This window comes from Aquimarina callyspongiae (assembly GCF_034322225.1).
Lineage (GTDB): Bacteria > Bacteroidota > Bacteroidia > Flavobacteriales > Flavobacteriaceae > Aquimarina.
The window spans coordinates 1,563,817-1,589,381 of the sequence record NZ_JAXLPA010000001.1 but is presented as its reverse complement, the minus strand read 5'-3'; the positions used below and the strand labels follow the sequence as shown (position 1 = coordinate 1,589,381).

Sequence of the window (25,565 nt, the reverse complement as noted above, 5' to 3'; positions counted from 1 at the left end):
ACTAAATGTATATTATTTTATACAATATCCAATTAAGTATACAAAATTTTTTATATATTTCTGGTGTTGTTTAACACAACGTAACACAAACATCTAATTTACAACCCCATGTTAGACAAGTATTATAAAGAGTTTAATGAAGAGAAACGAAAACTAGCTATTAAGAAAATTGCAAGTCGTACAGATTCTGAAGAGGCAATTGTTAAAAAAGTGTTGGAGCAGCATAATCCTCTTATGGATATTAAAGGAAATCAGGTTATTGTAGTTCGTAATTGGTTTAATAGATTGGTTAAGGATATTGAAAAAGCTAAAGATCTGAGTAGAAACATTCCCTAAGTTAAAACGGATATGATTACCCCAAATCATATCCGTTTTTATAAAAGTTAAACTTGTTTACTTCATAATTTCAAGTGTATTTCCTGAAATCCATTTCTTATATTCATCAGCGTAGTATTCATAAATAGTACTTGCTGGTGCCTGATATTTACCTGCAATATCAGCTTTAAGGTCTAGATTAATTGTTTTAGTTTCTGATGGAGCAAACTCTCTCCAATAAAGAACCAGATAATTATCAAAGATTTCGTAAAATGCTACCTTTTGTTTTTCCAGAATTTCTTTGAGTTGCCAAGGTTGAACTGATGCTCCAGATGGAATCCCAATAATTGTAGTGACCATAGGCAATCTTTTTTCTGTGGTATTAATAGCGTTGACCTGCATTCGTATGTTATCCCCCACTGTATAATTTTTATTAGTGATAGATGTTTTTAAATCTACTCTACCCATTGGTGAAGAATCTGGTAGACTACTGTCCCAAGTAATATTTAAAGCATACGGAAAGGTGACTTCAGGGTTTGTGAAGTTAACATCTACTTTTTGCGTTCCCTCAATAATGAAATCGGTAATACCATCAATAGTAATTTTTCCATTTTTATTTATTGCTAATTTTGTCGAGAGCTTTTTTCCGTTAATTGTTAATTCTATTGTATCCCCAGAATTAATAATCTTTTTCTTATTGTATTTAGTATACTCTATAAGAGTTTTAAGTGCCATACAAGTAGATTGTGTTGATCCAAAACGCCCTCCTTTTCTTTGATTGACAAGGTGTTCTATTCCTTGAGATATTAAAGTGTCATTTAATTCTTTTTCTCTCATTAGAGCGAGTAGTGTAAAGGCTGTGGTTTCTATGTTTTTAGAATCTCCATAGGATCTTGTTATGGTATTAGAAACGGGTAATTCTTTAAAACTATGACGATCAATATTTTCTTTGATTTTAGTTATTAGTGTGCTGGCTTTTTCTGGCTGATTAAGATTATAACTTGTAAGTGCCAGTAATGCCATTTTATAAGTATCCATACTTTGTAAGGCATCTTGGTATGAGAAATTATATTCTTTTTGAATATCAACAGGTATTTGAGCTTCACTGAGCGCATATACGATATAGGCATTGGCTACATCGGTAGGAGAACTAGCAAAACTGTCATACCCTTGATTACTTTTCTTAAAACCACCTTTACCATTTCTTCTACTCATAAGCCAATCTACGGTTCGCTGAATCATTTTTTGATTCACTTTAGGATAGATCTCCTTCATTTCTGTAAACTCCAATATTCCATAAGCGGTAAGAGTCTCGTGCGGAGGTGTTTTTCCAAACCATTCAAATCCTCCTTCTTTAGTTTCAAATCCAATCAGTCTTTTATACCCTTCTTTGATAAAGTTCATTGCTTTTTTTTCAATAGCAATATTGCTTTTACCTGTTTCTTTAAGATATTTTAATATCAAAATATTAGGATAGGTACTAGAAGATGTTTGTTCAAAACATCCATAAGGCTTTTGTATCATAGATTCAACACCATTCATTACATCTCCAACAATATCAGTATATATAGTAAACTCTGCAGAAATGCTGTTTTTTACTACATGGTTGATGTCAAACTCAAAAGATTGATTATTTAATCCTGATATAGATAATTCATTAGGAAAATAAGGACTTAAAATAGTAACCTCTTTACTAACAATATCTTTGGTGCCTGAAGAAATAACAGATACATTTATTAATGTTTTATGCTGTTTTTGGATAGGTACGACTCTAACATTTTTGATGATAGAAGAGTTTGCAGAGATCTCAACTTCTTTGTCCAGAGTATCTATAATTTGTATGGATTTAGGAAGATTAAGGTCTATGACACCTCTAATGGTTTGAGAGGCTTCATTTTTGATAATTATTGGCAATACGACCGTATCGTTAACAGCCAGGTAGTTTGGAACTTTAAAATCCAGGCTCAGTATTTTTTTAGTACTGTACTCTTTTTGTTTTTGCCCTATCAATCCATTATACCCTACTCCTTCTGCAGTAACCTTAAAAGAAGTAATGGCATCGGAGTTATGGAACTCTAAACGAGCTTCTCCTTTTTCATCGGTTTGTACAATTGGATTCCAATATATAGTTTGTCTAAAATCTGTTCTTTTTTCAGGTTCTATTTTACCATCATATACAGGAACATAAAACCTTTTAGTAATATAGTTGGTGATAGATCGATTATTGTAGAAGTTTTCAAAAGCATAATTATTATATTTTGCATTGTTTAGCTTTTTCTTCCTTGTGTTATTAATATAATTTCTGTTTTTGGTGGTAATGACAATAACTCCATTACCAGCTTGATACCCATATAACGAAGTGGCAATGGCACTTTTTAACACAGTAACAGATTGTACCTGATCACTATCAATAGTATCTATTGAATTGTTTGATAAAGGAACACCATCAATAACGATAAGTGGTTGATTGTTTCCGGATATAGATGTAGCACCTCTGATACTGATTTTAGATGCATTTCCATAAATACCATCTGCATTGATTACTTGCACTCCAGATACACTGCCTTGCAATAATTGAGCAATATTATTTGATGTTATATCTTCTTCATTTATAACGGTTACAGAGTATACCATTTTTCTCTTATTAGCATACCCTAAACCTGTGACTACTACTTCATCAAGAGAGGCACTATCTTCATTTAATGCTACAGAAGCTCTTGCTTTTTGTTTAATAGGTTTTTGTAAAGGCTTTTTTACTCCGTAAAAAGGGTTCTTTTTTGAAGAATCATGTATCTCATTTCCTTTTTGACGTGTTGTTGAACTATTCTTATAATTGCGTTTATCTTTTCTGATTTTAAGAGGGCGTTTATCATCAGAATATGCAATCATGGTATATGAGGATACTTTTCCAACTTTGAATGAAAAATTACCGTTGTTATCTGTATCAAATGCCAGAGCTTTGTTACCGTATTGATCAAATAGTAATATATGAGCTTTAACAGGTCGCCCTTTTAGATCTACAACACTACCCGATTGAATGGATTTTAGTTCTGGTTGAAATGTAGCATTTTCAAGAGTAACATCGTTTTTAATGATATAGTTTCTCCATCCGTGAGTAAGCATGACATAATCCAAAGCTTGTTGAGATTTTTGCTCTTCGGGATCAAAGTAAAATATGGGCTTATGTATTTTTCCTTTTAATTCTGAAGACATTAGAAGATAAGACTCGATATGATCTTGTTTGTCATCTGCAAAAGAAAGTAATTTGTTATCAGCTACAGCTAGAGAAATATTAGAAGGTATTGGCAAGCCTTTATCATCAGTGGTTTTTACAGTCACTTTTACTTTTTCTCGTGTTTCATAAACTTCTTTGTTCAAACAAATATCAATATTGAGTTTTTTGTTAGGATTTAGAAACACCAATCGCTCTGCTAGAGGAGTATTATTCTTATCCAATAAGGTAAATTTTGTTATACCTATAGGAAAGTTTTTGGTGTCTAACACTACTATTTCCTGTTTGGGATCAATGGCTTGCTGTATTAATGTTTTAGATGGGTTTGAAACTTCTAATCGAAGGGTTTGAACACTTCTTGAAAAAATATCAAGAGTTGTTTTTTCGCTATCAGTTTTTACTGAGAATCGTACTCCGTTTTTAATTGCTTTAGGCAGCGCGATAACCTTTTCTGAAATGAAAGGTTTTGTGATTTTTGCGTAGTAGGATTCGTTGGATTTTGGATTGAGAATGAAACTTCCCATACCATCATGATAACTACTAAAATCAGTTATTTGGTTGCCATTACTATCGCTAATGATACCAGAAATATCAGCGGGTTTTCCAAATTCATTTATTGCCTTAAATGCAATAACATTTTTTGTTCCGGTAATCAAATTTCCGCTTTCAGGGAAAAACTGTAAATCCACAGTATCTAATAGTACAGGAACACTTCTAGAAATAGATTCTGTGGTTCCTTGGTACGGAATAAGAATGTTTAATATAACATCGGTTGTTGACAGATCAGGAGGTAATCTAAAAGAAAGTTTGGCTTTTCCCTCATTGTCGGTCACATTTTTTTGTGATAACATCTTTTTCCCTTTAACAGATACATTAAATGTAATTTTGGTATTGGAGAGTGGTTTATTCTTTAGATCTTTTGCTTTAAAATTAGCAGTTACTTCTGAAGCTTTGCCATATCCTTCTTTTTCAAACTTTAGATTTAGCAGAAGGTTGGGTTGTACAACTTTTTGGATATTGATCTTTTTTGTAAAAAAGGATTCATCACCATAATTTTTCATCCAATGGGTATACATTTTCAAGGTATAGATACCGCCTACCCAGTCTTTCTTAATATCAAAATGACCGTAGGCATATCCTTGATTGATGGATATTCTCACCTTTTTTATGATTGAACCTTTTGGAGAGATAAGCTCGGCAATCATTACATCACTGAGAGAGGATACTTTATGTTCTGCATCAACTATATAGGATTTAAACCAGATAGTTTCTTCAGGAAAGTAAAAAGGTCTGTCTGTTTGCGTATAGATTTTCTCTAATGATAACGATTTTGAGCTGTTTGTTGTAAAAGAAATTAGTGTAACCATAAAAAAGGCTACTGATACTATTTTACTTATTTTGAATATTGAAGGTAGCATAGCGGTTATATTTTTATGTTGATTTTTATTCCGATCTCACTGGTAATAGGAGTATTGAAGAAATGAAGTCCTTGCCCAGAAGAGTGACCAAATAAGCTACTGTATGGAGAAGCACCTCTATATCTGGTCCAGGTAAATAGATTATTACCATAGATCCCGATATCTAATTCTCTAATAAAATGGTTATCCCGGTCTTTTTTTAGCAGATATGACAGGTTTATGGATTTTAAATTGATGTAACTGCCATCTTCGATAGCTTCTTCGGCAACACCTTCAAATCCATATCGCACAAACCTATTTTCCGAAATTCCGTTTATAGGGTTTGCAAAATCTACGGGAATCGAATTAGGTATTCCAGAAGTATTCACTCCATCAAAAACAAAGCTTGTAATGGATCGTTGATCTGCTGATTGCTGCGAAGTACCTAGATAGTTGAGTACATTTTGAGTTCCATTCCAGACATCACCTCCTTTTTGATAGTCAATTAAAAAATCCAGGTGAATCCTTTTCCAATTAAATGTATTAGAGAAACCAATAGTATAGTCTGGAGTAGGATCTCCGATAACTTTACGTTCATTAGCTACTAAGGGAAATCCCTGGTTATCGATAATGATGTTGTTTTGAGAATCTCTTGCAAAAGCAGTACCCACAATAACACCTGCTGGTTGATCTTTTATGAGGTTTTTAGAAACTGAAGAAAACCCGGCAATGGGTATTGTTTCTTCTGACGCATGAATTTTTAAAACTTTTGTTCTGTAAGAAGTAAATATAAGTTTAGGGATATAAGTAAAACCATTGTTGTTATAAACAGGAAGACTTAAGTCGAATTCAAAACCACGATTTCTGATATCAGCGATATTTCTTAACTGAAATTGATTCTGATCATAAACCGGAAAAACACTATTATCTGTAGTAGAATTATAATAGGTAAAACCTAATTGTACATCCAGGTCACCATAAAATAAATCAAAATCCAGGTTTGCACTCAATTCATAATTTTTCTTTTTTTCTAACTTAAGTTCATTCGTAACAAATAAATCTTGATTGGCTAGATACCCTAAACTTTCTTCTGGAGAAAAGAGTAAACTATTATGACTTTGATTTTTATAAAACAAGGATGTTTTATTTACGTCATAAGCGGTACTTGCCGAAACTGTAAAATAATTTAAACCATATATATCAAAGATGTTTTCGAGATCTAATTTGACTTGTAACGTTGGTAAAAACCATTCATTCTTCTGGATGGAGGATACAAATGAACTATTGGCTATAGAAACTGTTGTTTTCCAATCGGCTATGGTATAGCTTAATTTGTTAAATAATCGTAGCGTATTTCTTTGTAAATCTACATTTCTATTTGTTTGAAGCAATGCGTTTTGGAAAGTAAAATCTTCCAGTCCAAATCCTTCAGACAAGCTATACTTTAGTCTTTTATGCGTAAAATTAGTGTTAGATGCTAGTTCTATTTTAGAATCATCAAGATATTTTTCTAGCTTGAAAAGAACACTGGTATTAAAATTATCTTCTTGAATCTTTTTATCGCTGCGATATCCTTCAGAAAAACCGGTTGTGTTTTTGACAACACCAAATCTTTGAGTATTTACAGAATTTCTATAACTAAGGGCAGTTTTAAAATAGATATCATTAGAAACCCTGATCTTATTCTGTATACTTGCTATAAAAGAAGTGTTTTTTACCCGGTTTCTATTATTTTGTAATAACCAATCTGGATTATTAAATCTATCTGGACTAAAACTACGCTGTGTATTATCTGATAATACGCTACCTTGACTATTATCAAAACTTATAGGTGTCGCCCAATTATTGAGTAGTAAATTATTATGAAAACCATTGATGTTGGGTTGGTTATCAGAAGAATTAGTATACTTTAAGAAAGTATCCCAAATAACGGTTTTGTATGCGTTTTTAGGATTTCTATATTCTAAGGAGAAATCATTTAGATAACTCGTCTGCCTCCCAAAGATGCCCTCTTGAGTTTTATTCTTGTAGTTAAATTCAAAGAGGTTACTATCTGTGGTAACGTTAAAGAATAGAGAAGATGTATTGGTAACTGATGTTTCAAAAATTGTATTGTCATATGGGATTGCAGATTTACCTGAACCGGCACCTATTGGAACTAAGCTTCCGTTACTATCATAAGGATATGTATTTCCGTCAAATTCTAATGATAATAATCTGGGGCCATAAGAAAAGGTCTCGCCTGTTTCTGCTCCAAAAAAAGTGTTTTGACCATTAAAAGGCCTTCCCTGAGCATATGTTTTTTGCAGTAAAGGAAGATTTTTGTTTTGAACAAATCGAAACTCTGTAGTTAATGAAACTCCGGTTTCAAAAAAAATATCTGGACTAAAATAGGTAAGTTGTACTTTATCTTTTTTTACCTGAATATTTTTAATCCTGTTATACGGAAAAGTATTGTTGACTTTATTAAAAGTTGTAAAACTATCTTCAAGACTGGGAACAACGATTTTGTCTTTATCACTTCTTTTCAAAGCTTCTGTATATGCTTTATGTTTTATGGGCTGTACAGCTTCTTTTTTAATGATAGCCATAGCACCTTTTTGTCCAAACATCTCGGCAGTGACCAGCACTTCTTTGTTATCAAAACCAACGTAACTAAAAACCAAAGTATCGCCAGTAGAACAATTTATACTATAATTACCATCAAAATCGGTTTGTGTTCCTGTGGTAGTTCCTTTAACGATAATATTTACTCCAGGAAGTGGTAATCCCTGATTATCAGTAAGCACTCCGGTAACAGTTCCTTCTTGAGAAGATACCTGAATTGAAAATAACAGCAGTACAAATAATAATGGCAGTTTATGTAGTTGATTCTTCATTTGAGTCAGAATTTAGTTATGCTCAAATGTATTCTGATGTGTAGCTAAAGAAAATGATAAATTAGGGAAGTGGTCTTTTGATTGAGGGAAATGATTATCGATAATTTGAGAAGAAATAATACAGGAAATACAGTAAAAACGAAAAACGGATACGACTACCCCATTGTCGCATCCGCTTTTACACAACTAACCAACCAAAAACTTATTTTTCCCCCAACTAACATTTAAATTTTAATTGTTGATATCCCCAAAAGTAATGCTATCAAAAGTCGTGCAAAACTTTAATTGAGTGAAGTGGTATTATCAATGAGTGAAGTGGTGTTCTTAGGAAGAATACTGAAAAACAAAGAGTTGTGGCCGAGAAGTAGAGTAAAAAAATCGGATTTTTTTTCGGAATGTTATAATACCATTTCCAACTTAAACTTACTCAATAAAACAACATCTTTTTGCCTAATATTTCAAAATAAAATAAAAACGTAGCCCTGCTATGCTTGGATTTTATTTTTCATCTAAGTCAAAAATCTACTACTTTTCTTATGAGTAAATTTAAATCAGAACTGGTATAAGAGATCTATTGTCTAGTATAAATTTGTAGATCTTCTGATTTTTCGAAAGCGTAGGAGAGTGATTTATTATAGAATGATTTTTCGGGTTTGTAATTTAACAAAGAGAGTACATCAGGCAGGTTCATATTCCAGGAACCTGATTTTTTAATATCACCAGGAAGTATCATAACCACATGACCATAATCTGTAGAAGTGTCAATAATTAAAGAAAGTCCTCCGTTATTTGCATGTTCTGTGGCTTTATTTAATGTTTCTTGATCAGTAGCGGTTCCAATTTTTTGCCAATATGTTGATGCTTCAATAATAGGACGAATACTATCATATATTACAAAACCTAACTTTGGATCATTAAATTCTGAAAGATCATAAGTTTCACTAATAACCTGTGTGATCCGGTTTCTACAATCAGTACGTTCTGATGCCTTTTCTTTGCATTGTATAAAATCCTGTATGATATCTGGTAAATTAGATTTTAGTTTGGCACTGTAATCATTATCTGCATCAAAGGTTGTTGCTGTTCTATTCGTTTTACTTTGTTTATGTTCAGTTTCTGAAATTGAGTTTGTATCTTCAGTTTCTTCAATTTTCTTTTGTTGATCTGTTTTACATGAAACACTTAAAGATAACAGAGCAAATAGTATGAAGATTTTTTGCATAGTATTTTTTATTTAAGGTTTTAAATCTAAGGCCTGTCTTTTCAGCTAATCTGAAGCCATCTTGAATTTATCACAAGAGCCTTTTACATATTGCAAACAGACTATTATTGACTATTAATAATCTGCACATTCTTAATATGTTCTTTGATGAGGTATTCTACTAAGTTAAAGTTTTTATTTGCTCTATCCAATATCCAGGCATCAGAACTTACAATAATGTTGTCTGAGATTGCTAGTTCTTTGTCTGGATTATAAACCAAAGAAATCTCCCAAGAGAATTCAAATTGTTCTGATAACTCACGTAATCGGGTCTTTAAACGACCACTATTAGAAACAGGAGCATCAAAATACCAATGTACTGAGGTTACTTCTAATTTTTTCAAAGTATTACCTATCAAAATTAAAGCTTCTTCAGTTTTTTGTACTCTTTTGTATGAACCGTGTACACCAGAAATATCGCGATATGAACCATCTAAACCTCTAAAAACATAAGCTCCGGATAATGCACTTTCTAGAATGATTAACAAATTAAATCCATCAATGGCTATCATTTGTCCTTTAAGTTGATCAGATGTTACGGATCTTTCTTTACGAAGAACAATTTGCTCTTCTGTAGCACTCATACCTTGTAAGGCTTTTTGTTGTCGTACATTGAGTTTGTATCGATTACCTACTAATTGAACTGAAGATTTTTCTGCAAACCCTCTACTGAGCAGATAAGACATATCTTTTGCAGCTTCTTTGAGTTTATGTTGCATAACAGGGTCACTAAACAGCCGATCGTCACTGCCTTCTTTTCCTCGGTTACGGGTGGTCATAGTGGGATAATATAATAATTATGTAATTTTATATGGATTCTGTATCATGTGCAGAATGACATAAAGGGTATAGTAAAAACAAAAAAAGCGCTATTCGCGCTACTCTTATGACATAGGTAATATCTCTATTACTTTGCCATATACATTTTTGGTCCAGCCGTTAAGGCGACCTCGGTTGTTACCGATTAGTAATCCTCTTTTTACATTCTTGCCTTTAACAAGATGTGTAAAACAGTTTCCTCTTACTTTACAAAAAACAATATCTCCTGTTTCACATTCTTCCCAGGTAATGGGTTTTAGCACAACAGGTTGTTTTGACTTTAAGATAGGTAACATAGAATTACCAGGTTCTTTGGAGACAATCGTCTCGCCATTCAATAGCTTTTGAATTTTCCAATTCATAATCATAGTTTTAAAAATTAAACATTTATAATTCAAAAACTATGGAGTATAGCGTTACCAAAGAACGTGTGTATAACACAGGGTAAAGATACACTTTTTGAGAGCTTTGCACAAGGAGAAAAATTTCTTACTCTTGTAAAAAGGTTCCCAAATTGCATCTCAATACCTACGTTTTCCAAAAAAAGAAGTCTTCACTAACAATAAGTTAGCTGCAGATTCTTTTTTCTTAAGCCTTGTTCCTGAGCGCACTTTGGAATGTGTAAAACACTCATTTTATATATAAACTCAAGTTATATTTGCAGGAGTGGTTGTACTTTTTGTTGATATTTAATATAATGCTATTTGTGACTCGAATTTACTAGAATATGATTAATGGTCTGTATTACTCTTTATTCACTTTTTTTGTGATACCACATTTTCTGCGAACAGTTCTTTCGGCGAGAGCTGCAACATTTCTGGCCTGATCCTCAGAACCACCATTTTTAACGATATCATTATATACTGTTTGGTTTTCTATAAGACCACGGAGTACACAGATAAATCCAGGGCTGTCTTTACCCCTATAAGGATTCTTTTTTTTTGGTTTAGCGATCAACTCACCGTACAGGCGATCTTTTAATATTTGATCTTTTTGAACTTCTATCACCAATTTATATAGAACATTTTGATCCTCTTGATTCATATCATTCACTTTATCCAGAGCATCGGCGTACTCATCATTGGTGAAATTAAAATATTCATAGATGTCGAAGTAGTTGTTTCCCCCTTCTTCTTCCTCATCCTCTTGTACCTCTTCTTCATTTTGTACATCTTCTTCGTTCTGATACTCTTCTTCACTTTCCTGGCTTACTCCCTTAATCATGGACAGTAGCAATATTACAAAAATGGAAAACCTCTTCATTTGTTCTGTAGTTTTAAGTTCATTAGGTATTTATAAACGTCTGTTAACGCAGTTTTGGTACTTATCTTTCTTTTTTTTCTGCTTTTTCAGTATATGCATAATTAAGGATTTTATTTTTGTTTCCTAAATTCGTGGCACACTTTTTGGAAACTTCAAATTAAATTGGTTATTTTAAACCAAGTTTTTAAGATAACTTTAATACTAAAATTATTTTTATTTCGTTTAGAAATACGTGAAATCAAATACGTAATTTTGATAACTAAATTTATAACACCCAAATATTATGAAAAAACTATTTCTACTTTTATTCGTGCTAGGCGCGGGATTATCGGTTCAGGCTCAAAAAAACTGGGATGAATTACCTAAAGACTTTGAAGAACTTTACAGCTTGGCTACTGATTTAAATGATATGACAGATAAAGTGGTTGCTAATAAAAGTGTAATCTCTATTATAACTGCTAATGGTACTGTTTCTGTTGAACAAAGACTTGATAAGTCAAAACCTGCAGAGTTAAAGCATTATGAGTATCATTTATTGACTACCGCAGGTAAGGATATATTGTTGCAAAAAATGAATGCTAAAAGAGTTTTGGAAAAGTTTCATCTTAAACTTTTACAACTAAAAGAAGTGTTAGCCGAAAATCAAGATGCAGATGTTGAAAAGGCTTTAGAAGGCTTATTCAATTAATATTTAGACAAAATATATAAAAAGCTCCCAATTTGGGAGCTTTTCTTTTATATATCATTCAGTAACTTAGAAATCTCATCCAATTTAGGTGTTAAGATTACTTCAATACGTCTGTTTTTTGCTTTTCCAGTACTACTTTCATTAGAAGCTATGGGTGCGTGTTCTCCTCTTCCGGCAGCAGTAAGGTTTTGAGGATCTATGCTTTTATTTTCTAGTAATAGGTTTACAATAGCGGTTGCTCTTTTTGTAGATAGATCCCAATTGCCAGATAATTGTGCATTACCACTATAAGGAACATTGTCTGTATGTCCTTCTATCAATACTGCAATATCAGGATTATCCCCTAATACGGATCCTAGTTGCTGTACAGCCTGTCGTCCTTGACCTCCAACAGCCCAGCTTCCTGAAGCAAATAGCAATTTGTTTTCCATAGAGATATATACCTTGCCATTACGTTCTTCTACAGTTAATCCTTTGCCTTCAAAATTGCGTAAAGCTTTAGAGATTGCTGTTTTTAAAGCTTGCATTTTGGCATCTTGTGCTGCAATTAACCCTTCCAATTCATCTACTCGCTGGGATCTGGAATTGAGATCTCGTTGTAGTTGCTCTAATCGATTACGTTCTGCAGCAAGAGTTCTTTCTTTTTCTTCTAGCTGTGCCAATAATTCTCTATTCTTTTTGCTATTAGAAGCAATAGCAGCCGAACTATTTTTCTCTAAAGCATCGTAAGAGTTTTTTAGATTTTCATAATTAGCCAAGGCAGCATCATATTTTGTTCGCAACTCATCTCGCTCAGCTTTGGTTTTTTCATAAGTATCATTGAGTTGTTCCATAGCCAATTTATCGGCTTTACTCGTCTTTTTTAATGCTTTAAAATCATCTTGCAGTTTACGATTTTCACGTTTTAAGCGAGCATATTTACTTTCAAGTTCTTTATGAACTTTAGAGGATACACAGGATAGGGTAAGGATACCTGCGAGTGTTATGAATACTATTCTTTTTATCATGTTTAATCTTTTTAATCCACATTGTGGAGTTTAAAACTATGAGGTTTCTTAGATAGTTGATCCGTAATTTATTATTCCGATTTATGTAGGAATGAAAAAGTGTTACATATCCAATTCTACTACTATTGGACAGTGATCACTATGTTTTGCATCTGATAATATAACGGCTCGTTTTAATTTATCTTGCAATGGTTGTGCTACCATACCATAATCCAAACGCCAGCCTTTATTATTAGCGCGAGCATTGGCTCTATAACTCCACCAGGAGTAGTTGTGAGGCTCATCATTAAAATGCCTGAAGGAGTCAATAAATCCGCTATCCATAAAGTTACCAATCCACTCTCGTTCTACCGGTAAAAATCCGGATACGTTTTTGTTTCTTACAGGGTCGTGAATATCTATTGCTTGATGACAAATATTATAATCTCCTAAAATCACCAGGTTAGGATGTTTCTTTTTTAATTCGTTAATATATTCCTGAAAATCGGCCATATATTTCAACTTATGTTCTAATCGTTCAATATTAGTACCACTTGGCAGATACAAGCTCATAATGGATACTCCATTAAAATCTGCTCTTAGGTTACGTCCTTCAAAGTCCATATATTCAATACCAGTACCATATTCGATATGATCTGGTTCTGTTTTGGACAAAATAGCTACGCCACTATATCCTTTTTTTTGAGCGCTGTACCAATAGTTATATGAATATCCAGCTTCTGCAAATATGTTGAGATTTAGTTGCTCTTTTTGTGCTTTAATCTCTTGTAAACAGACTACATCGGGGTCTGCTTGTTGCAACCATTCTATAAACCCTTTGTTTACGGCGGCACGAATACCGTTGACATTGTATGATATGATTTTCACGAGTGATATTTTTTAAAGTTTGGATAAATCTAAGAACTATAATTAACTTTTGACTTTCCTTTTATACCAAAATATAGTTAATACTATTAGGATTAATACTCCTAATCCTATGATCCATCCTATATAATTATTACTACTTAATTGAATAGATGAAGGATCACCTACCAGGTAAAACCCGCCCCAGTAAAAAGGATGTGTCCTATTAAGTTCAGAGGTTTCCAGATATTTTAATTTGGCTTGTTGTAAAGCTTTTGCTTTATTTTTTCCTTCTTTTAGATGCGTATAGAAATATTTCATAATCTCTGGAGTAGTGGCATCTGATACTTCCCAACTGGTGAGCAATAAACTTTTGGTTCCAGCATATTGAAATGCATTGCCTAAGCTCATAATTCCTTCACCTTTGGCAATTTTACCAGATCCTGTATTACAGGCACTAAGTACGGTAAGTTCTGAAGGAATATCCATAGCAAATAATTCATGACTATATAACAAATTATCCTCTAGAGTATCTTTACTTTTAGTAAAAAAGAGTTTTGAATTTTCTGGGCGTTCATTATCGACTTCGCCATGAAGTGCAAGGTGTAATATGTTGTATTGACCAGCATTTTTCTTAAAATTACCTTCATTAGCTTCAGGTCCATAAAAGTATTGTCCACCAATAATATCGGCAATCGCTTTGATTTCTTTTCGGGTTCCAGGTAAATCATCATCACTATCTCTAAGTGTTGCTAAATCTATCGTTTTGGTATCGGTTATGTCAGTAATAGTATCATTAGAAAAAGAAAAAGCAAGACATTCTTGTTGTTTTTTGTGAGGTTTATCGGAAGTAAATGAATTAAACAAAAGGGTTGCAGAATTAGCATAAGTAATCGCATAATCTTTTAGTAGATATGAAAAATCTTTAGGATTATTAGAAGGGTTATCCTGGGTTATAAGTAGGTCAAAATTAAGATGCCATAGTGGCCCATCAGGAATAATAATTAACTCTTTACCTGTTAGTTGATCATGGATCGGATTTATTAGTTGCTGATAGAGATGATATGCTTGTGTTTTATAGGTTTTGATATTTTGGTCAATAATACTTTGTCTGAATTCCTCAATATTATTTTGCAGTTTAGGAGTTTTTAATTCTTGTACGGTTAGTTCGTTTTTGGAGATCACAAAGGCATAGGTAATGCTATCATCGGTAAAGAATTCAAGTAATGTTGTATTTTGTTTAAGATTTTGTTGAATCTTTTTTATCGAAACTACTTCATTTTGATATTTAAGTTGATAGTACTTGGGATAATTTTTTTCTAATATTTGAGTTAAAGAATCTTGGGTTTTGTTGATGTCGAAGAGTTGGTTTTCGAATGTGGATAGCTTAATTGAATCTATTTGTTCGTTTAATTTTTCCCGACCAACCTTAGATTGATAATACGATTTATTGGTAGCTAAGGTTTTTTCTAGATTAATTATATTTTCTGGAAGTCCGGAAAATGTTTTGGCTATAGAAACATTTAATAGTTCTTTTAAAGTATTGGATTTGCTTTTTTCGGCATAATAAAATGAAGTTTCCAATAAGTTAAGATCACTGGTTTTATTTCTACTTGATACAAATGTTTTGATAGCTTGGCTATATAAATCTTTAGACCTATTTGCAAAGATTACTTTATCTTTATATTCACTTAGATTTTGTCTGACGTATGCTATAGTATGATCAGCCATTTTATAAGTATTAATAGCTTTTTTTAAATTTTGAACATTGTTGTCTATTTTATACACTGCGTTTTCAGCATTAGCTTTACCCTTAAGAGTCACCAATAAAACCTCCCAATTTAAGTAGTTGGCAGGATCAAATTTTTTTAAACTATCAGAAGGAGTAGTATTGCTTTTTAGGGCTAAGTTGTACTGTGAGATTGCTTCATTCAGTTTTTCCTTTTCTATCAAATTTTCTGCAATGTCATTGTAACAGTCCGCAACATATAAGCTATTATTTCCAAAAGTATTTATATTACTATTTAGAGCAATAGAATGATAATGTAAAGCTTTGTCAAAATCTAATTTTTTTTCAAAAATATATCCAATAATTCGATAACATTCTGCTATATATGGATGGTCTTTTTGAAATATTTTTTTTCGGATTTCTAAAGATCTGTTAGCATAATCAAATGCTTTTTCATATCTGCCGATTTCGTTAAGAGCAAAAGCAATATTACTATATAATAATGAAATCTCATCTTGATAATTTGTTTTTTCAATAAAACTTAATCCTTTTTTATAATTCGTTAATGCCTGGTGATAATCCTGCTTGTACCTATATAAAACACCGAGATTATTATAAATTAAAGCAAAAGTTAAAGGAGGAATGTCGTTTTCTTTTTCAAGTATGTTAATCGTTTTTTTATTATTAATTAACGCTTTATTGTATGAACCTAACTTACGATAAATAAGCCCTAAATCATTATAGCAATAGGCAGTTTCTACGTGCTCTTTGCCAAAAAAAGCTATAGCAATTTCGAGAGCTTTTTTTTGATGATATAGTGCTTTTTTCAAGTTTCCTTTAGAAGAAAGTATTCTGCTTGCTGTATTGTGGGCATTGTATTTTTCTTTTAAGTTCTGTTTTTCAGATTTACTATATAAATACAATGCTTTGGTAATAAACTCTTCTGCTTTTTGTAAATCTCCTTTTCGATAAAATAAACCTGCCATATTGCTATAGATATAAGCACTTTTGGGATGATCTTTTCCTAAGTTATTTATACTAATATCTAATGCTTTATTGTAGTGGTTTAAAGCATTTTTGTAATCTGCAAGATCTTCATGGACAATGGCAAGATTAATGTGAGATTCTTCGATCTCACTGTGGTATTTATTTAATCTTTTTTTACTTATTTCAAGTGCTTTTTGCGCATTTTCCAACGATTTCTCTGATTTATAATCTCGCCAAAAACACTCAGATATTCCATTATAACAACTAGCTACTCGTTCCCAAGCTCTCGCTTTTTCATATAAAGGGATTGCTTTTTTAAAGTAGGCGATAGAACTGTTTAATTTTCTGTCAGTTAATAAAGAATCAGCTTTTTTAAAATATTGATAGGCGACAATGGTATCATTGGTTTGGGCAGTACTGGTTATAGTGAATACTAACAACAATACTATGATTTTTAAGAGTGATTTCATGAGTTCACGTTTTATAAGCAGCCATTATCTTAGGGTTTTTAAAGCTGCGATATTATCTTTTATTAATTATTGACTTTTCTTTTATACCAAAACATAGTTAATACGACGAGGGCTAAAACTCCCAATCCTATGATCCACCATATAGAATCTGAATTTTTAAATTCAATTGGAGTAGCGTCTCCTACCAAGTAAAACCCACCCCAGTAAAAAGGATGTGTTCGATTGAGTTCAGAGGTCTCCAGATATTTTAACTTGGCTTGTTGTAAAGCTTTTGCTTTATTTTTTCCATCTTTTAAATACGTGTAGAAATCTTTCATGATCTCTGGAGTAGTGGCATCTGATACTTCCCAACTGGTGAGCAATAAACTTTTGGTTCCAGCATATTGAAAAGCATTGCCCAAGCTCATTATTCCTTCGCCTTTGGCAATTTTACCAGAACCAGTGTTGCAAGCACTAAGAACGGTTAGTTCTGAAGGAATATCCATAGCAAAGAGTTCATGACTATATAATAAATTATCTTCTAGAGTATCCTTGCTTTTTGTAAAATAGAGTTTAGAATTTTCGGGGTATTCATTATCGACTTCTCCATGAAGTGCCAGATGTAATATATTATATTGATTTACATGTTTCTTAAAATTACCTTCATTAGCTTCAGATCCGTAAAAGTATTGACCATCTATAATATCAGCAATCGCTTTGATTTCTTTTCGGGTTCCAGGTAAATCATCATCGCTGTCTCTTAGTGTTGCCAAATCTATTGTATTTGTATCGGTTATTTCAATACCGATATCATCAGAAAAAGAAAAGGCAAGACATTCTTGAAGATTTTTAATCGATTTATCTGCTTTAAACGAATTGAGTAATAAGGTTGCAGAATTAGCATAGGTAATCGCATATTTTTTTAGTAGATATGAAAATTCTTTAGGATCCTTAGAAAGATTATCTTGTGATATAAGCAAATCAAAATTAAGATGCCATAATGGACCATCAGGAATAATAATTACTTCATCGCCGATAATTTTGCCTTTTAAAGGTAGGATGAGTTGTTTGTATAAAGAGTGAGCGATGGTCTTATATGCTTTAGTGTTTTTGGATATAATTTTCTCTCTTAAAAATGTTATGTTTTCCTGTAGTTTTGGAGTAGACAGTTTTATAACATCGAGGTCATTTTTTGAAATTGTAAAAGCATATGTAATACTATCTTCGGTAAAGAATTCAAGTAGCGTTGTATTTTGTTTAAGATTTTGCTGAATCTTTTTTATCGAGACTATCTCATTTTGATATTTGAGTTGATAATACTTGGGATAATTTTTTTCAAGCACAGTAGTTAGCGAATCTCGTTTTCTAGTAATGTTGAATAGTTTGTTTTTTATCTCCGTAATTCTTACCGAATCAATCGTCTTTTTTCCTTGTTCTTTGGCTATTAAAGACTGGTAATAAGATCGATCTGTTTTAAGTTTTTTTTCAAGCTTGACTAAACCTGGATTCAATCCTGCAAACTGAACACTACTCTCATAAAACAATTGTTCTTTTAAGGTATTGGATTTTCCTTGTTCGCTGTATACAAATGCTTTGTTTAGAAACTTAGTATCATTGGTTTGGGTATATAGTAACATTTGATTTTCGATGGCACCCAAATAGATTTGTTTTACTTTTTTAGAAAAGGTTATTTTATCCTTATAATGACGTAGGTTATGTCTTGTTTTATTAATGACTTGTTGTGCTTTTTGATAGGTGACTTTGCTACTATCTAAATATTTGACCTTTTTGGTTTCTTTAAATAAGGATGTATAGGTTTGTGATTTGCCGATTAAAGATGTTAGTAATACGCCAAAGTTTCTGTCCAAAGTTTGTTTTTTCTTATCTTCTTGTAAAGCACTTTGGTAATATGATAAAGCCAGATCCAGTTTTTTGTTTTTATAATGACAATAAGCGATTTGATTTTGCACAGCTTTGGTAACACCATGATGAACCCCATATAATTCTTTTCTAATCTGAAATGCTTTTGTAAGGTATTCTTCAGCTTCTTCAAACCTTTTTTCATCAATAAAAAGAGCTCCGATTTCTTTCATAGAATTGGCAATCGACTTATGATTTCCTTTGTATTTCCTTTGTTTAATAGTCAATGATCTTAGGTAGTAAGACAATGCTTCTTTTCTTTTTTTTTGAAGCCTATACACGGTTCCTAGATTGTTATAAGAATCGGCGATGGCGATATGATTTTTCCCAAAGATTTTTTCCTTTAAAAAGATTGAGTTTTGTAAATACTTTTCAGCTGCGGGATAATTACCCATCTGAGTATAAATGAGACCTATTTTGTTATAAATAATAGCAAAATCTTCTTTACTTTGATTGGTTGTTTGTATGATATCCTTGATTTTATTATAATAATTCAAGGCCATATTCCATTTGCCAGTTTTGGCATATATACTTGCTAAGTTAAAGTAAACTGGAGATGTTTCTACATGATTATCACCAAAATGATTCTTTAATATTTTTAATGCTTTTTCTATGTATACTAATGCATTATCAAACTCTCCTTTTTCTTTGTAAACTGCACCAATATTTAAGTTGGTATCTGCGAGATTAGGATGATTCCTTCTAAGGACTTTATTTTTGAGATATAGCTCTTTTTTCAAATATTTTAAGGCAACATCATTTTCTCCTCTTACATAATAAAGAATACCAATATTACCATATACTCTAGCAGTTTGAATGTGGTTTTTACCGAAAAAACTTAATCTAATTTTTAATACCTTTTTGTAATACATTAAGGTTTTATCAAATTCCCATTTATGCCTGTAATTCCTCGCAATTAAAAAATACGTTTCTGCTGTTTTGTAATGATTTTCTCCATAATATTTAAGTCGAATATCCAAAGCATTATTAAGAAGATTAATCGCTTGATCATATTGACCTTTATTCATTTTTAATCTAGCAAGATTTGTGTATGAAATTGCAATATCAGCAGGGCGTTTAGAGATTGTTTTTTTTCGAATAATAAAGGCGTTTTGGTAATAATTTAGTGCTGTTTTTAAATCTGATTTTTTTATTCTATAGTAATCACCAATATTATCATAAGCATTAGCTTTTTCAAGATTATCTTTTTCAAAATACTTAGTGCTAATTAACATAGCTTTTTTTGCCAATACGAATGATTCATTATAAAAAGCTTTATATTTTTCACTCTCTGACATTCTATTATAACAACCCGCTACTTGTTCCCAGGATTTAGTCTTTTCATAAAGAGGTAATGCTTTTTTAAAATAGGAGATTGCACTATCTAATTTTTTATTAACTAGTAACAATTCACCTTTCTTAAAATATTGAGAGGCAATAATCGTGTCATTAGTTACTTGTGCCGAACCATTAAAAACAACTATTAAAAGTAGAAATACAAGTTGTACAAATTGCTTCATTGGGATAAGGGTTTAAAAGCAATGGCTAAAATACCTTAAATCGATAAAATATCGTTACGGAAAACCTCATTGTATTATATAATGATTTGATTTACACATAAAGTTTTAATGTTGGGTAAATTATAAGGTATTTTTATATGATTGTGTATTCCTGTATCGTGTAAGTGTTATTCAATCAGGAAACAAAAGGCTCATCATAAAAAAGAATATTCACCTATTTCATGAGTGTTATGTTTAGTATAGGTTTTACGGCCCGTCAGGAAGACGAGGACGAAGACTCAAGTCCAGAAAACACACAAGATGATAGTAGCTGATTAATTGATGGTTGAGGTTAAATACCCGTGTTCTTTTAGGTCACTTTTATTAGTTATTACAACAGCATCACCGTTTTTGATAAGAATATTATAATCGGTAATACCCAGTACATCATCATAGTAATGATCTGTAATGAATATTCCTTTTTTTTCTTTTAATGACAATAATAATTCCTTGATTTGATCCTTATATATTGGTTGTATCATAGAGAATGGTTCATCCAGAAGTAAAAATTGATGATCTAAATGAGCAAGCAACAATACTTCGAGATATCGTAATTCTCCTAAGGATAGTTTTCCGATTTTTCTATTCTCTATTTTGTAGATACCTTCAGAATAAAAGATACGATCTTGTTGAGCTCCATTGGGAAATAAAAGCGGAATAATCTGTCGTACCGTTTTTTCTTTGGGTAAAAAAGAGTTTTGAGGAAGATATCCTATTCTTTTATCAGTAATAACTTCCTGAGGCAATATATTTTCTTCGTCAATACGAATCTGAAGGGAATCTGCTTTTAAAGTACCAAAAAGACATTTAAGCATAGTAGATTTACCAGAACCGTTTCTTCCAAAAATTCCAATAATCTCTCCGGTATTGCAGGTTATAGAAATAGTGTTTAATACGGTATGCTTACCAAAAGATTTAGTAAGATTACAGATGGTTAGGTTATGCATATTAAAATAGTAATAGTAGTATTAGTATAGGAAAAGCTATTAGAGTGTTCATAATAAATACTTTGAATAAAAGATCTGATTTTGTGAGTCCAAGATTGTAGTACAGATAATATTCATTGTTTTTAAATACTTTAAAACCTTGATAACCAACAAAAATACCAAGTGTAAAGAACATTAAACTTCCCCAAAGAAGATTGTTTAGAACCGTTACTACAGCGCAAAAACTGATATTGAACATGTTGATGTCACAGGAATATTTAAAAAGAGCGCGGTAATAATACATGTCTAATTTTTTGGAGGATCATAAAACTAAATAGTACTTTTATCGTTATTGTACCAACATAAAAACCTATCCAATCCAAACTTGTTGCACAAATCACCATATTTTAGGGTGTAAGCGACTATTTTAAAAGGTTAAAAACTTTAGTTTTGTAGACAATGCGTATTGTAAGGGTTTTAGGTTTTTTTCTTTTTTCTGGTATTAATATGATACTGGGTCAGGATGCTTCTATACATTTTAGAAATAAAAAGGTAAGTGTTAAGGATACGATCCAAATTGATTCTGTAAGTATCAACCCAATAGACTTTAAAGTACTTTCAAAAAACAATACATTAATCGATAGTACTTCTTATGCGGTTAATTTTGAAAATGGTACTCTGATCCTTTCGTCATTAGCCAAATCTAAAAATGACTCTATAAGTATTGAATATTATAGATATCCTGATTTTCTGACCAAAAAATACTTTGAATTTGATCCCTCTATTATTGTAGAAAAAAAAGGAGATTTACAAAAGCTATACAGTCTTTCTAAACCTAAAAATAAAACAGAGTTTAAACCTTTTGACGGACTTACCACCAACGGAAGTATTTCTCGCGGAGTAACCGTAGGAAGTAATCAAAGTACAGTATTAAATTCTGAATTAGATCTTCAGATATCAGGAAAAATAAGCGACAAAGTATCTCTTAGAGCTTCGATTCAAGATGCAAATGTACCTGTACAACAGAATGGATATTCTCAAAACTTAGATGAATTTGATCAGGTTTTTATAGAACTATATAGCAAGAACTGGAATATTAGAGCAGGTGACGTGCAGTTACAAAATAGCACGAGCTATTTTAATCGCTTCACAAAAAATGTACAGGGAATTTCATTAAACGGAACGTTAAATCATATGAACTCAAAAACAGATCTTTTTGCTGCAGGAGCTTTGGTGAGAGGTGTTTTTACCAGGAGTCAATTTACTGGTCAAGAAGGAAATCAAGGACCTTATAAATTAACAGGATCTAATGGAGAACTCTTTATATTGATTGTATCTGGCAGTGAGCGAGTATATGTAAATGGACTTTTATTAGAACGAGGAGAAAACAAAGATTATATTATTGATTATAATGCAGGAGAGCTGCGATTTAACCCTACATATCCTATTACATCGGATATGCGTATCTCTGTAGAGTATCAAACTACAGAACGAAACTACTCCCGTATTATAGCATATGGAGGAGGAGGTCATCAAGGCGAAAAACTAAAAATAGGAGCATTTGTATATTCAGAAAATGATGCCAAAAATCAGCCTTTACAACAAAACCTAAGCGACCCGCAAAAAGAAATTTTGTCAAATGCTGGAGACGATCCTACGCAAATGATTTCACCGTCTGCGGTTCCAGATACTTTTAGCGAAAACAAAATTTTATACCGAAGAGATATTGTTGATGGACAAGAGATTTTTGTGTTTTCAAGCAATCCACAAGATGAGTTATTTAATGTTCGTTTTACTTTGGTAGGAGACAATCAAGGAGATTATATTGTGGGCGATGTAAATGTAATAAGTAGAATTTTTGAATATGTAGCTCCGGTTAATGGAGTGCCGCAAGGAAATTTTGCTCCTGTTATTCAGTTACAAGCACCAACAAAGCTACAAACAGCGGTTGTTCAAGGTTCTTACACTCCTAATGAAAAAACTACGGCAAATTTTGAACTTTCGGGAAGTAAAAATGATCTGAATTTGTTTTCTGATCTTGATGATGATGATAATGATGGGGTGGCCGCAAGAATACAATTCACACAACGAGTTTTTGCCAAAGATAGTAGTTGGTCTATGAATGCCTTGGCAAGTGCAGATTATGTACAAGAGCAGTTTAAAAGTATAGAGCGAATATATAATGTAGAATTTACCAGAGATTGGAACCTTAATGACCCTTTGGGAGATCAACAGTTTTTATCTACTGGTTTAGAGCTCTTCCATCCTAAAAAAGGTTTTGCAAGATATTCTTTTCAGCACCTAAACTTTTCGGAAAACTACAACGGTAACCGACATAATTTAAATAGTGCATTGGCTTTTAAAAGATTCAGACTTTCTTTAAATTCTAGTTTACTAAACAGTAAAAATGCTGCATTAGACTCTAGATTTTTTAGGATGTATGGAGGTTTGGCATATAGTTTTCCTAAAAATTGGATTGGTTCAAAAATAGCAGTCGAAGAAAATAAAGAGATAAACCTTACTGATCAAACATTTACCTTAAATACTCAACGATTTAAATCCTATGAACTTTATACAGGAGTAGGTGATAGTACTAAGATTTATGCTGAGATAGGATATAGATATCGTATTAATGATAGTGTAAGAAGTAATAAACTGGACGAAATAAGTATATCTAATACATATTATCTTAAATCAAACCTTTTAAATACTTCGAGTACACAGTTATCATTGTTTGTAAATTACAGAACATTGGATAATAAAGATGAAAATCAGGAAGACGAACAATCTTTAAATTCTAGATTACTTTATAACCAACGTTTCTTTGGAAATAAAATAAATTGGAATACTGTTTTTGAAACTAATAGCGGAACGTTGCCTCAGCAAGAATTTACATATGTTGAAGTAGATCCTGGTCAGGGAACCTTTACTTGGAATGACTATAACGATAATGGAATACAAGAATTAGACGAATTTGAAGTAGCTCAGTTTACAGACGAAGCTAATTATCTAAGGGTTTTACTACCTAATCAGGTTTTTCTTAAAACACATCAAAATCGTTTAAGTCAGATTGTTACTCTTAACCCTTCTAGCTGGTCAGGCTCTGATAATAAAACAAAAAAACTACTATCTCATTTTTATAATCAAACATCCTATATCATAGATCGTAAAAATCGTAGAGAAAACAATTCTTTTGACCTTAATCCCTTTGGAGAAAGTGATAATGAGTTGGCATTAAATCTTAGTTTTAGGAATACATTGTTTTATAATAGAGGAAAACAACGATATACAACATCATATACATATCTCTCTTCAAAGAATACGAATCTTTTGGTTACAGGGCTTCAAGAAAACAAATTAAAAAACCACCAACTTAATTTTGTCCATAAAATAGCGAATACCTGGCTTTTGGACATTAAGAATGAACTAGTAGAAACTGAAAGTACTTCTGAGAATTTTGCGAATCGAAATTATTTATTAGAAGGATATAGAGTAGCACCTAAATTGTCTTATTTGCTTTCTGATCAGGTACAGTTTAGTATTTTTTATTTACTAAATGATCAAGATAATACTATGGGAGTTGAATCCTTGTCTCAGCAAAAATTAGGAGCATCGTTTATGTATACGAATAAACAGCAAGTTGCTATTACAGGGGAGTTTAATTATTTTAATAATGATTTTACAGGAAATTCTTTTTCGCCTGTAGGATATCAATTGTTAAACGGTTTGCAACCAGGAGATAACTATACTTGGTCTTTATTAGCACAGAAAAAACTTACTAAATTTTTGGATCTTAATGTATCTTATTCGGGCAGGAAAAGTGAAATTTCAGAAACAATTCATACAGGAAGTATACAACTAAGAGCATATTTTTAATATTTTTTCTGATCTTTATAGACCTAACACACAATTATTGTTTTTATGAGGAATATTCTCAAAATATCATTAGCTCTGGTACTTTGTATTAGTGGTTGTAGTACTACAAAAGGAACTGATAACAAGGATAAAGAAGACGGAGAAAATAGCGCACAAATTATAAATCCTGATAAAATGGTGGAGCAAGGTTTTAGTAAAGGAACATTAACAGTAAATAAATCAAATGGATGTCCTTATATCCTTACTGTAGAAAAATATAAGGATAAATTAGATCCTATAAATTTGGGAGATTTTTTTAAAGGAGATATGCCTGAAAAAGTTTGGGTAAAATATGCAAGTCTTAGAATGGCAAGTAGATGTAATGAAGCTCGTCCCGTTTCTATAAATGAAATCTCTAAACGAGAATAAGCATATA

At 31.9% G+C, this 25,565-nt stretch carries 15 protein-coding genes; 4 read left to right on the top strand and 11 right to left on the bottom strand.

All coding sequences use genetic code 11. The features are described from left to right. Positions 1 to 108 precede the first annotated feature (108 nt). Positions 109 to 336, top strand: a complete 228-nt coding sequence (locus U0D62_RS06590) for a hypothetical protein (RefSeq protein WP_322194708.1) — start codon at positions 109 to 111, stop codon at positions 334 to 336. A gap of 57 nt (positions 337 to 393) precedes the next feature. On the opposite strand, the gene U0D62_RS06585 is transcribed toward U0D62_RS06590, so the two are convergent. The 6 genes from U0D62_RS06585 to U0D62_RS06560 form a co-directional block, all read right to left on the bottom strand. Continuing rightward, positions 394 to 4,965, bottom strand: coding sequence for a TonB-dependent receptor plug domain-containing protein (locus tag U0D62_RS06585; RefSeq protein ID WP_322194707.1), 4,572 nt, complete (start codon positions 4,963 to 4,965; stop codon positions 394 to 396). Positions 4,966 to 4,970: 5 nt separating this feature from the next. After that, positions 4,971 to 7,823 carry a carboxypeptidase-like regulatory domain-containing protein gene (locus U0D62_RS06580; protein ID WP_322194705.1) on the bottom strand — a complete coding sequence of 951 codons (2,853 nt, stop codon included), beginning with the start codon at positions 7,821 to 7,823 and terminating at the stop codon, positions 4,971 to 4,973. 571 nt (positions 7,824 to 8,394) lie between these two features. After that, positions 8,395 to 9,045, bottom strand: a complete 651-nt coding sequence (locus U0D62_RS06575; RefSeq protein WP_322194703.1) for a hypothetical protein — start codon at positions 9,043 to 9,045, stop codon at positions 8,395 to 8,397. 104 nt (positions 9,046 to 9,149) lie between these two features. Continuing rightward, entirely contained in the window at positions 9,150 to 9,863 is a 714-nt protein-coding gene (locus U0D62_RS06570; RefSeq protein ID WP_322194701.1) for a DUF434 domain-containing protein, read from the bottom strand. A gap of 105 nt (positions 9,864 to 9,968) precedes the next feature. Beyond that, on the bottom strand, positions 9,969 to 10,265 hold the full coding sequence (locus U0D62_RS06565) for a hypothetical protein (protein ID WP_322194699.1): 297 nt from the start codon (positions 10,263 to 10,265) through the stop codon (positions 9,969 to 9,971). A 382-nt stretch (positions 10,266 to 10,647) separates the two neighbouring features. Then, entirely contained in the window at positions 10,648 to 11,166 is a 519-nt protein-coding gene (locus U0D62_RS06560) for a hypothetical protein (protein ID WP_322194697.1), read from the bottom strand. A gap of 283 nt (positions 11,167 to 11,449) precedes the next feature. Here U0D62_RS06560 and U0D62_RS06555 point away from each other — a divergent pair, with 283 nt between their 5' ends. After that, a complete protein-coding gene (locus tag U0D62_RS06555; protein ID WP_322194695.1) occupies positions 11,450 to 11,854 on the top strand; it encodes a hypothetical protein in 405 nt (134 codons plus the stop codon). A gap of 47 nt (positions 11,855 to 11,901) precedes the next feature. On the opposite strand, the gene U0D62_RS06550 is transcribed toward U0D62_RS06555, so the two are convergent. The 5 genes from U0D62_RS06550 to U0D62_RS06530 all read right to left on the bottom strand — a co-directional run bounded on the left by U0D62_RS06550 (position 11,902) and on the right by U0D62_RS06530 (position 21,295). Then, positions 11,902 to 12,861 (bottom strand): OmpA/MotB family protein, encoded by a 960-nt coding sequence (locus U0D62_RS06550; protein ID WP_322194693.1) that lies wholly within the window; start codon positions 12,859 to 12,861, stop codon positions 11,902 to 11,904. Between the two features lie 102 nt (positions 12,862 to 12,963). Next, a complete protein-coding gene (locus U0D62_RS06545; RefSeq protein ID WP_322194691.1) occupies positions 12,964 to 13,728 on the bottom strand; it encodes an exodeoxyribonuclease III in 765 nt (254 codons plus the stop codon). Between the two features lie 42 nt (positions 13,729 to 13,770). Next, positions 13,771 to 16,890 (bottom strand): CHAT domain-containing protein, encoded by a 3,120-nt coding sequence (locus tag U0D62_RS06540; RefSeq protein WP_322194689.1) that lies wholly within the window; start codon positions 16,888 to 16,890, stop codon positions 13,771 to 13,773. A gap of 62 nt (positions 16,891 to 16,952) precedes the next feature. Continuing rightward, a complete protein-coding gene (locus U0D62_RS06535) occupies positions 16,953 to 20,309 on the bottom strand; it encodes a CHAT domain-containing protein (protein ID WP_322194687.1) in 3,357 nt (1,118 codons plus the stop codon). Positions 20,310 to 20,623: 314 nt separating this feature from the next. Next, the gene (locus U0D62_RS06530; protein ID WP_322194685.1) at positions 20,624 to 21,295 is read right to left on the bottom strand and encodes an ATP-binding cassette domain-containing protein; all 672 of its coding nucleotides are present in this window, start codon (positions 21,293 to 21,295) and stop codon (positions 20,624 to 20,626) included. 438 nt (positions 21,296 to 21,733) lie between these two features. Here U0D62_RS06530 and U0D62_RS06525 point away from each other — a divergent pair, with 438 nt between their 5' ends. Then, entirely contained in the window at positions 21,734 to 25,150 is a 3,417-nt protein-coding gene (locus U0D62_RS06525; RefSeq protein ID WP_322194683.1) for a hypothetical protein, read from the top strand. A 45-nt stretch (positions 25,151 to 25,195) separates the two neighbouring features. Then, positions 25,196 to 25,558 carry a hypothetical protein gene (locus U0D62_RS06520; RefSeq protein ID WP_322194681.1) on the top strand — a complete coding sequence of 121 codons (363 nt, stop codon included), beginning with the start codon at positions 25,196 to 25,198 and terminating at the stop codon, positions 25,556 to 25,558. Positions 25,559 to 25,565: the final 7 nt, after the last annotated feature.

Bases quoted from the DNA above. Each gene is read 5' to 3' on its own strand.
- U0D62_RS06575 (WP_322194703.1), bottom strand. From the start codon at position 9,045: ATGCAAAAAATCTTCATACTATTTGCTCTGTTATCTTTAAGTGTTTCA.
- U0D62_RS06520 (WP_322194681.1), top strand. From the start codon at position 25,196: ATGAGGAATATTCTCAAAATATCATTAGCTCTGGTACTTTGTATTAGT.
- U0D62_RS06540 (WP_322194689.1), bottom strand. From the start codon at position 16,890: ATGAAATCACTCTTAAAAATCATAGTATTGTTGTTAGTATTCACTATA.
- U0D62_RS06530 (WP_322194685.1), bottom strand. From the start codon at position 21,295: ATGCATAACCTAACCATCTGTAATCTTACTAAATCTTTTGGTAAGCAT.
- U0D62_RS06555 (WP_322194695.1), top strand. From the start codon at position 11,450: ATGAAAAAACTATTTCTACTTTTATTCGTGCTAGGCGCGGGATTATCG.
- U0D62_RS06570 (WP_322194701.1), bottom strand. From the start codon at position 9,863: ATGACCACCCGTAACCGAGGAAAAGAAGGCAGTGACGATCGGCTGTTT.
- U0D62_RS06560 (WP_322194697.1), bottom strand. From the start codon at position 11,166: ATGAAGAGGTTTTCCATTTTTGTAATATTGCTACTGTCCATGATTAAG.
- U0D62_RS06565 (WP_322194699.1), bottom strand. From the start codon at position 10,265: ATGAATTGGAAAATTCAAAAGCTATTGAATGGCGAGACGATTGTCTCC.
- U0D62_RS06585 (WP_322194707.1), bottom strand. From the start codon at position 4,965: ATGCTACCTTCAATATTCAAAATAAGTAAAATAGTATCAGTAGCCTTT.
- U0D62_RS06590 (WP_322194708.1), top strand. From the start codon at position 109: ATGTTAGACAAGTATTATAAAGAGTTTAATGAAGAGAAACGAAAACTA.
- U0D62_RS06580 (WP_322194705.1), bottom strand. From the start codon at position 7,823: ATGAAGAATCAACTACATAAACTGCCATTATTATTTGTACTGCTGTTA.
- U0D62_RS06535 (WP_322194687.1), bottom strand. From the start codon at position 20,309: ATGAAGCAATTTGTACAACTTGTATTTCTACTTTTAATAGTTGTTTTT.
- U0D62_RS06525 (WP_322194683.1), top strand. From the start codon at position 21,734: ATGCGTATTGTAAGGGTTTTAGGTTTTTTTCTTTTTTCTGGTATTAAT.
- U0D62_RS06550 (WP_322194693.1), bottom strand. From the start codon at position 12,861: ATGATAAAAAGAATAGTATTCATAACACTCGCAGGTATCCTTACCCTA.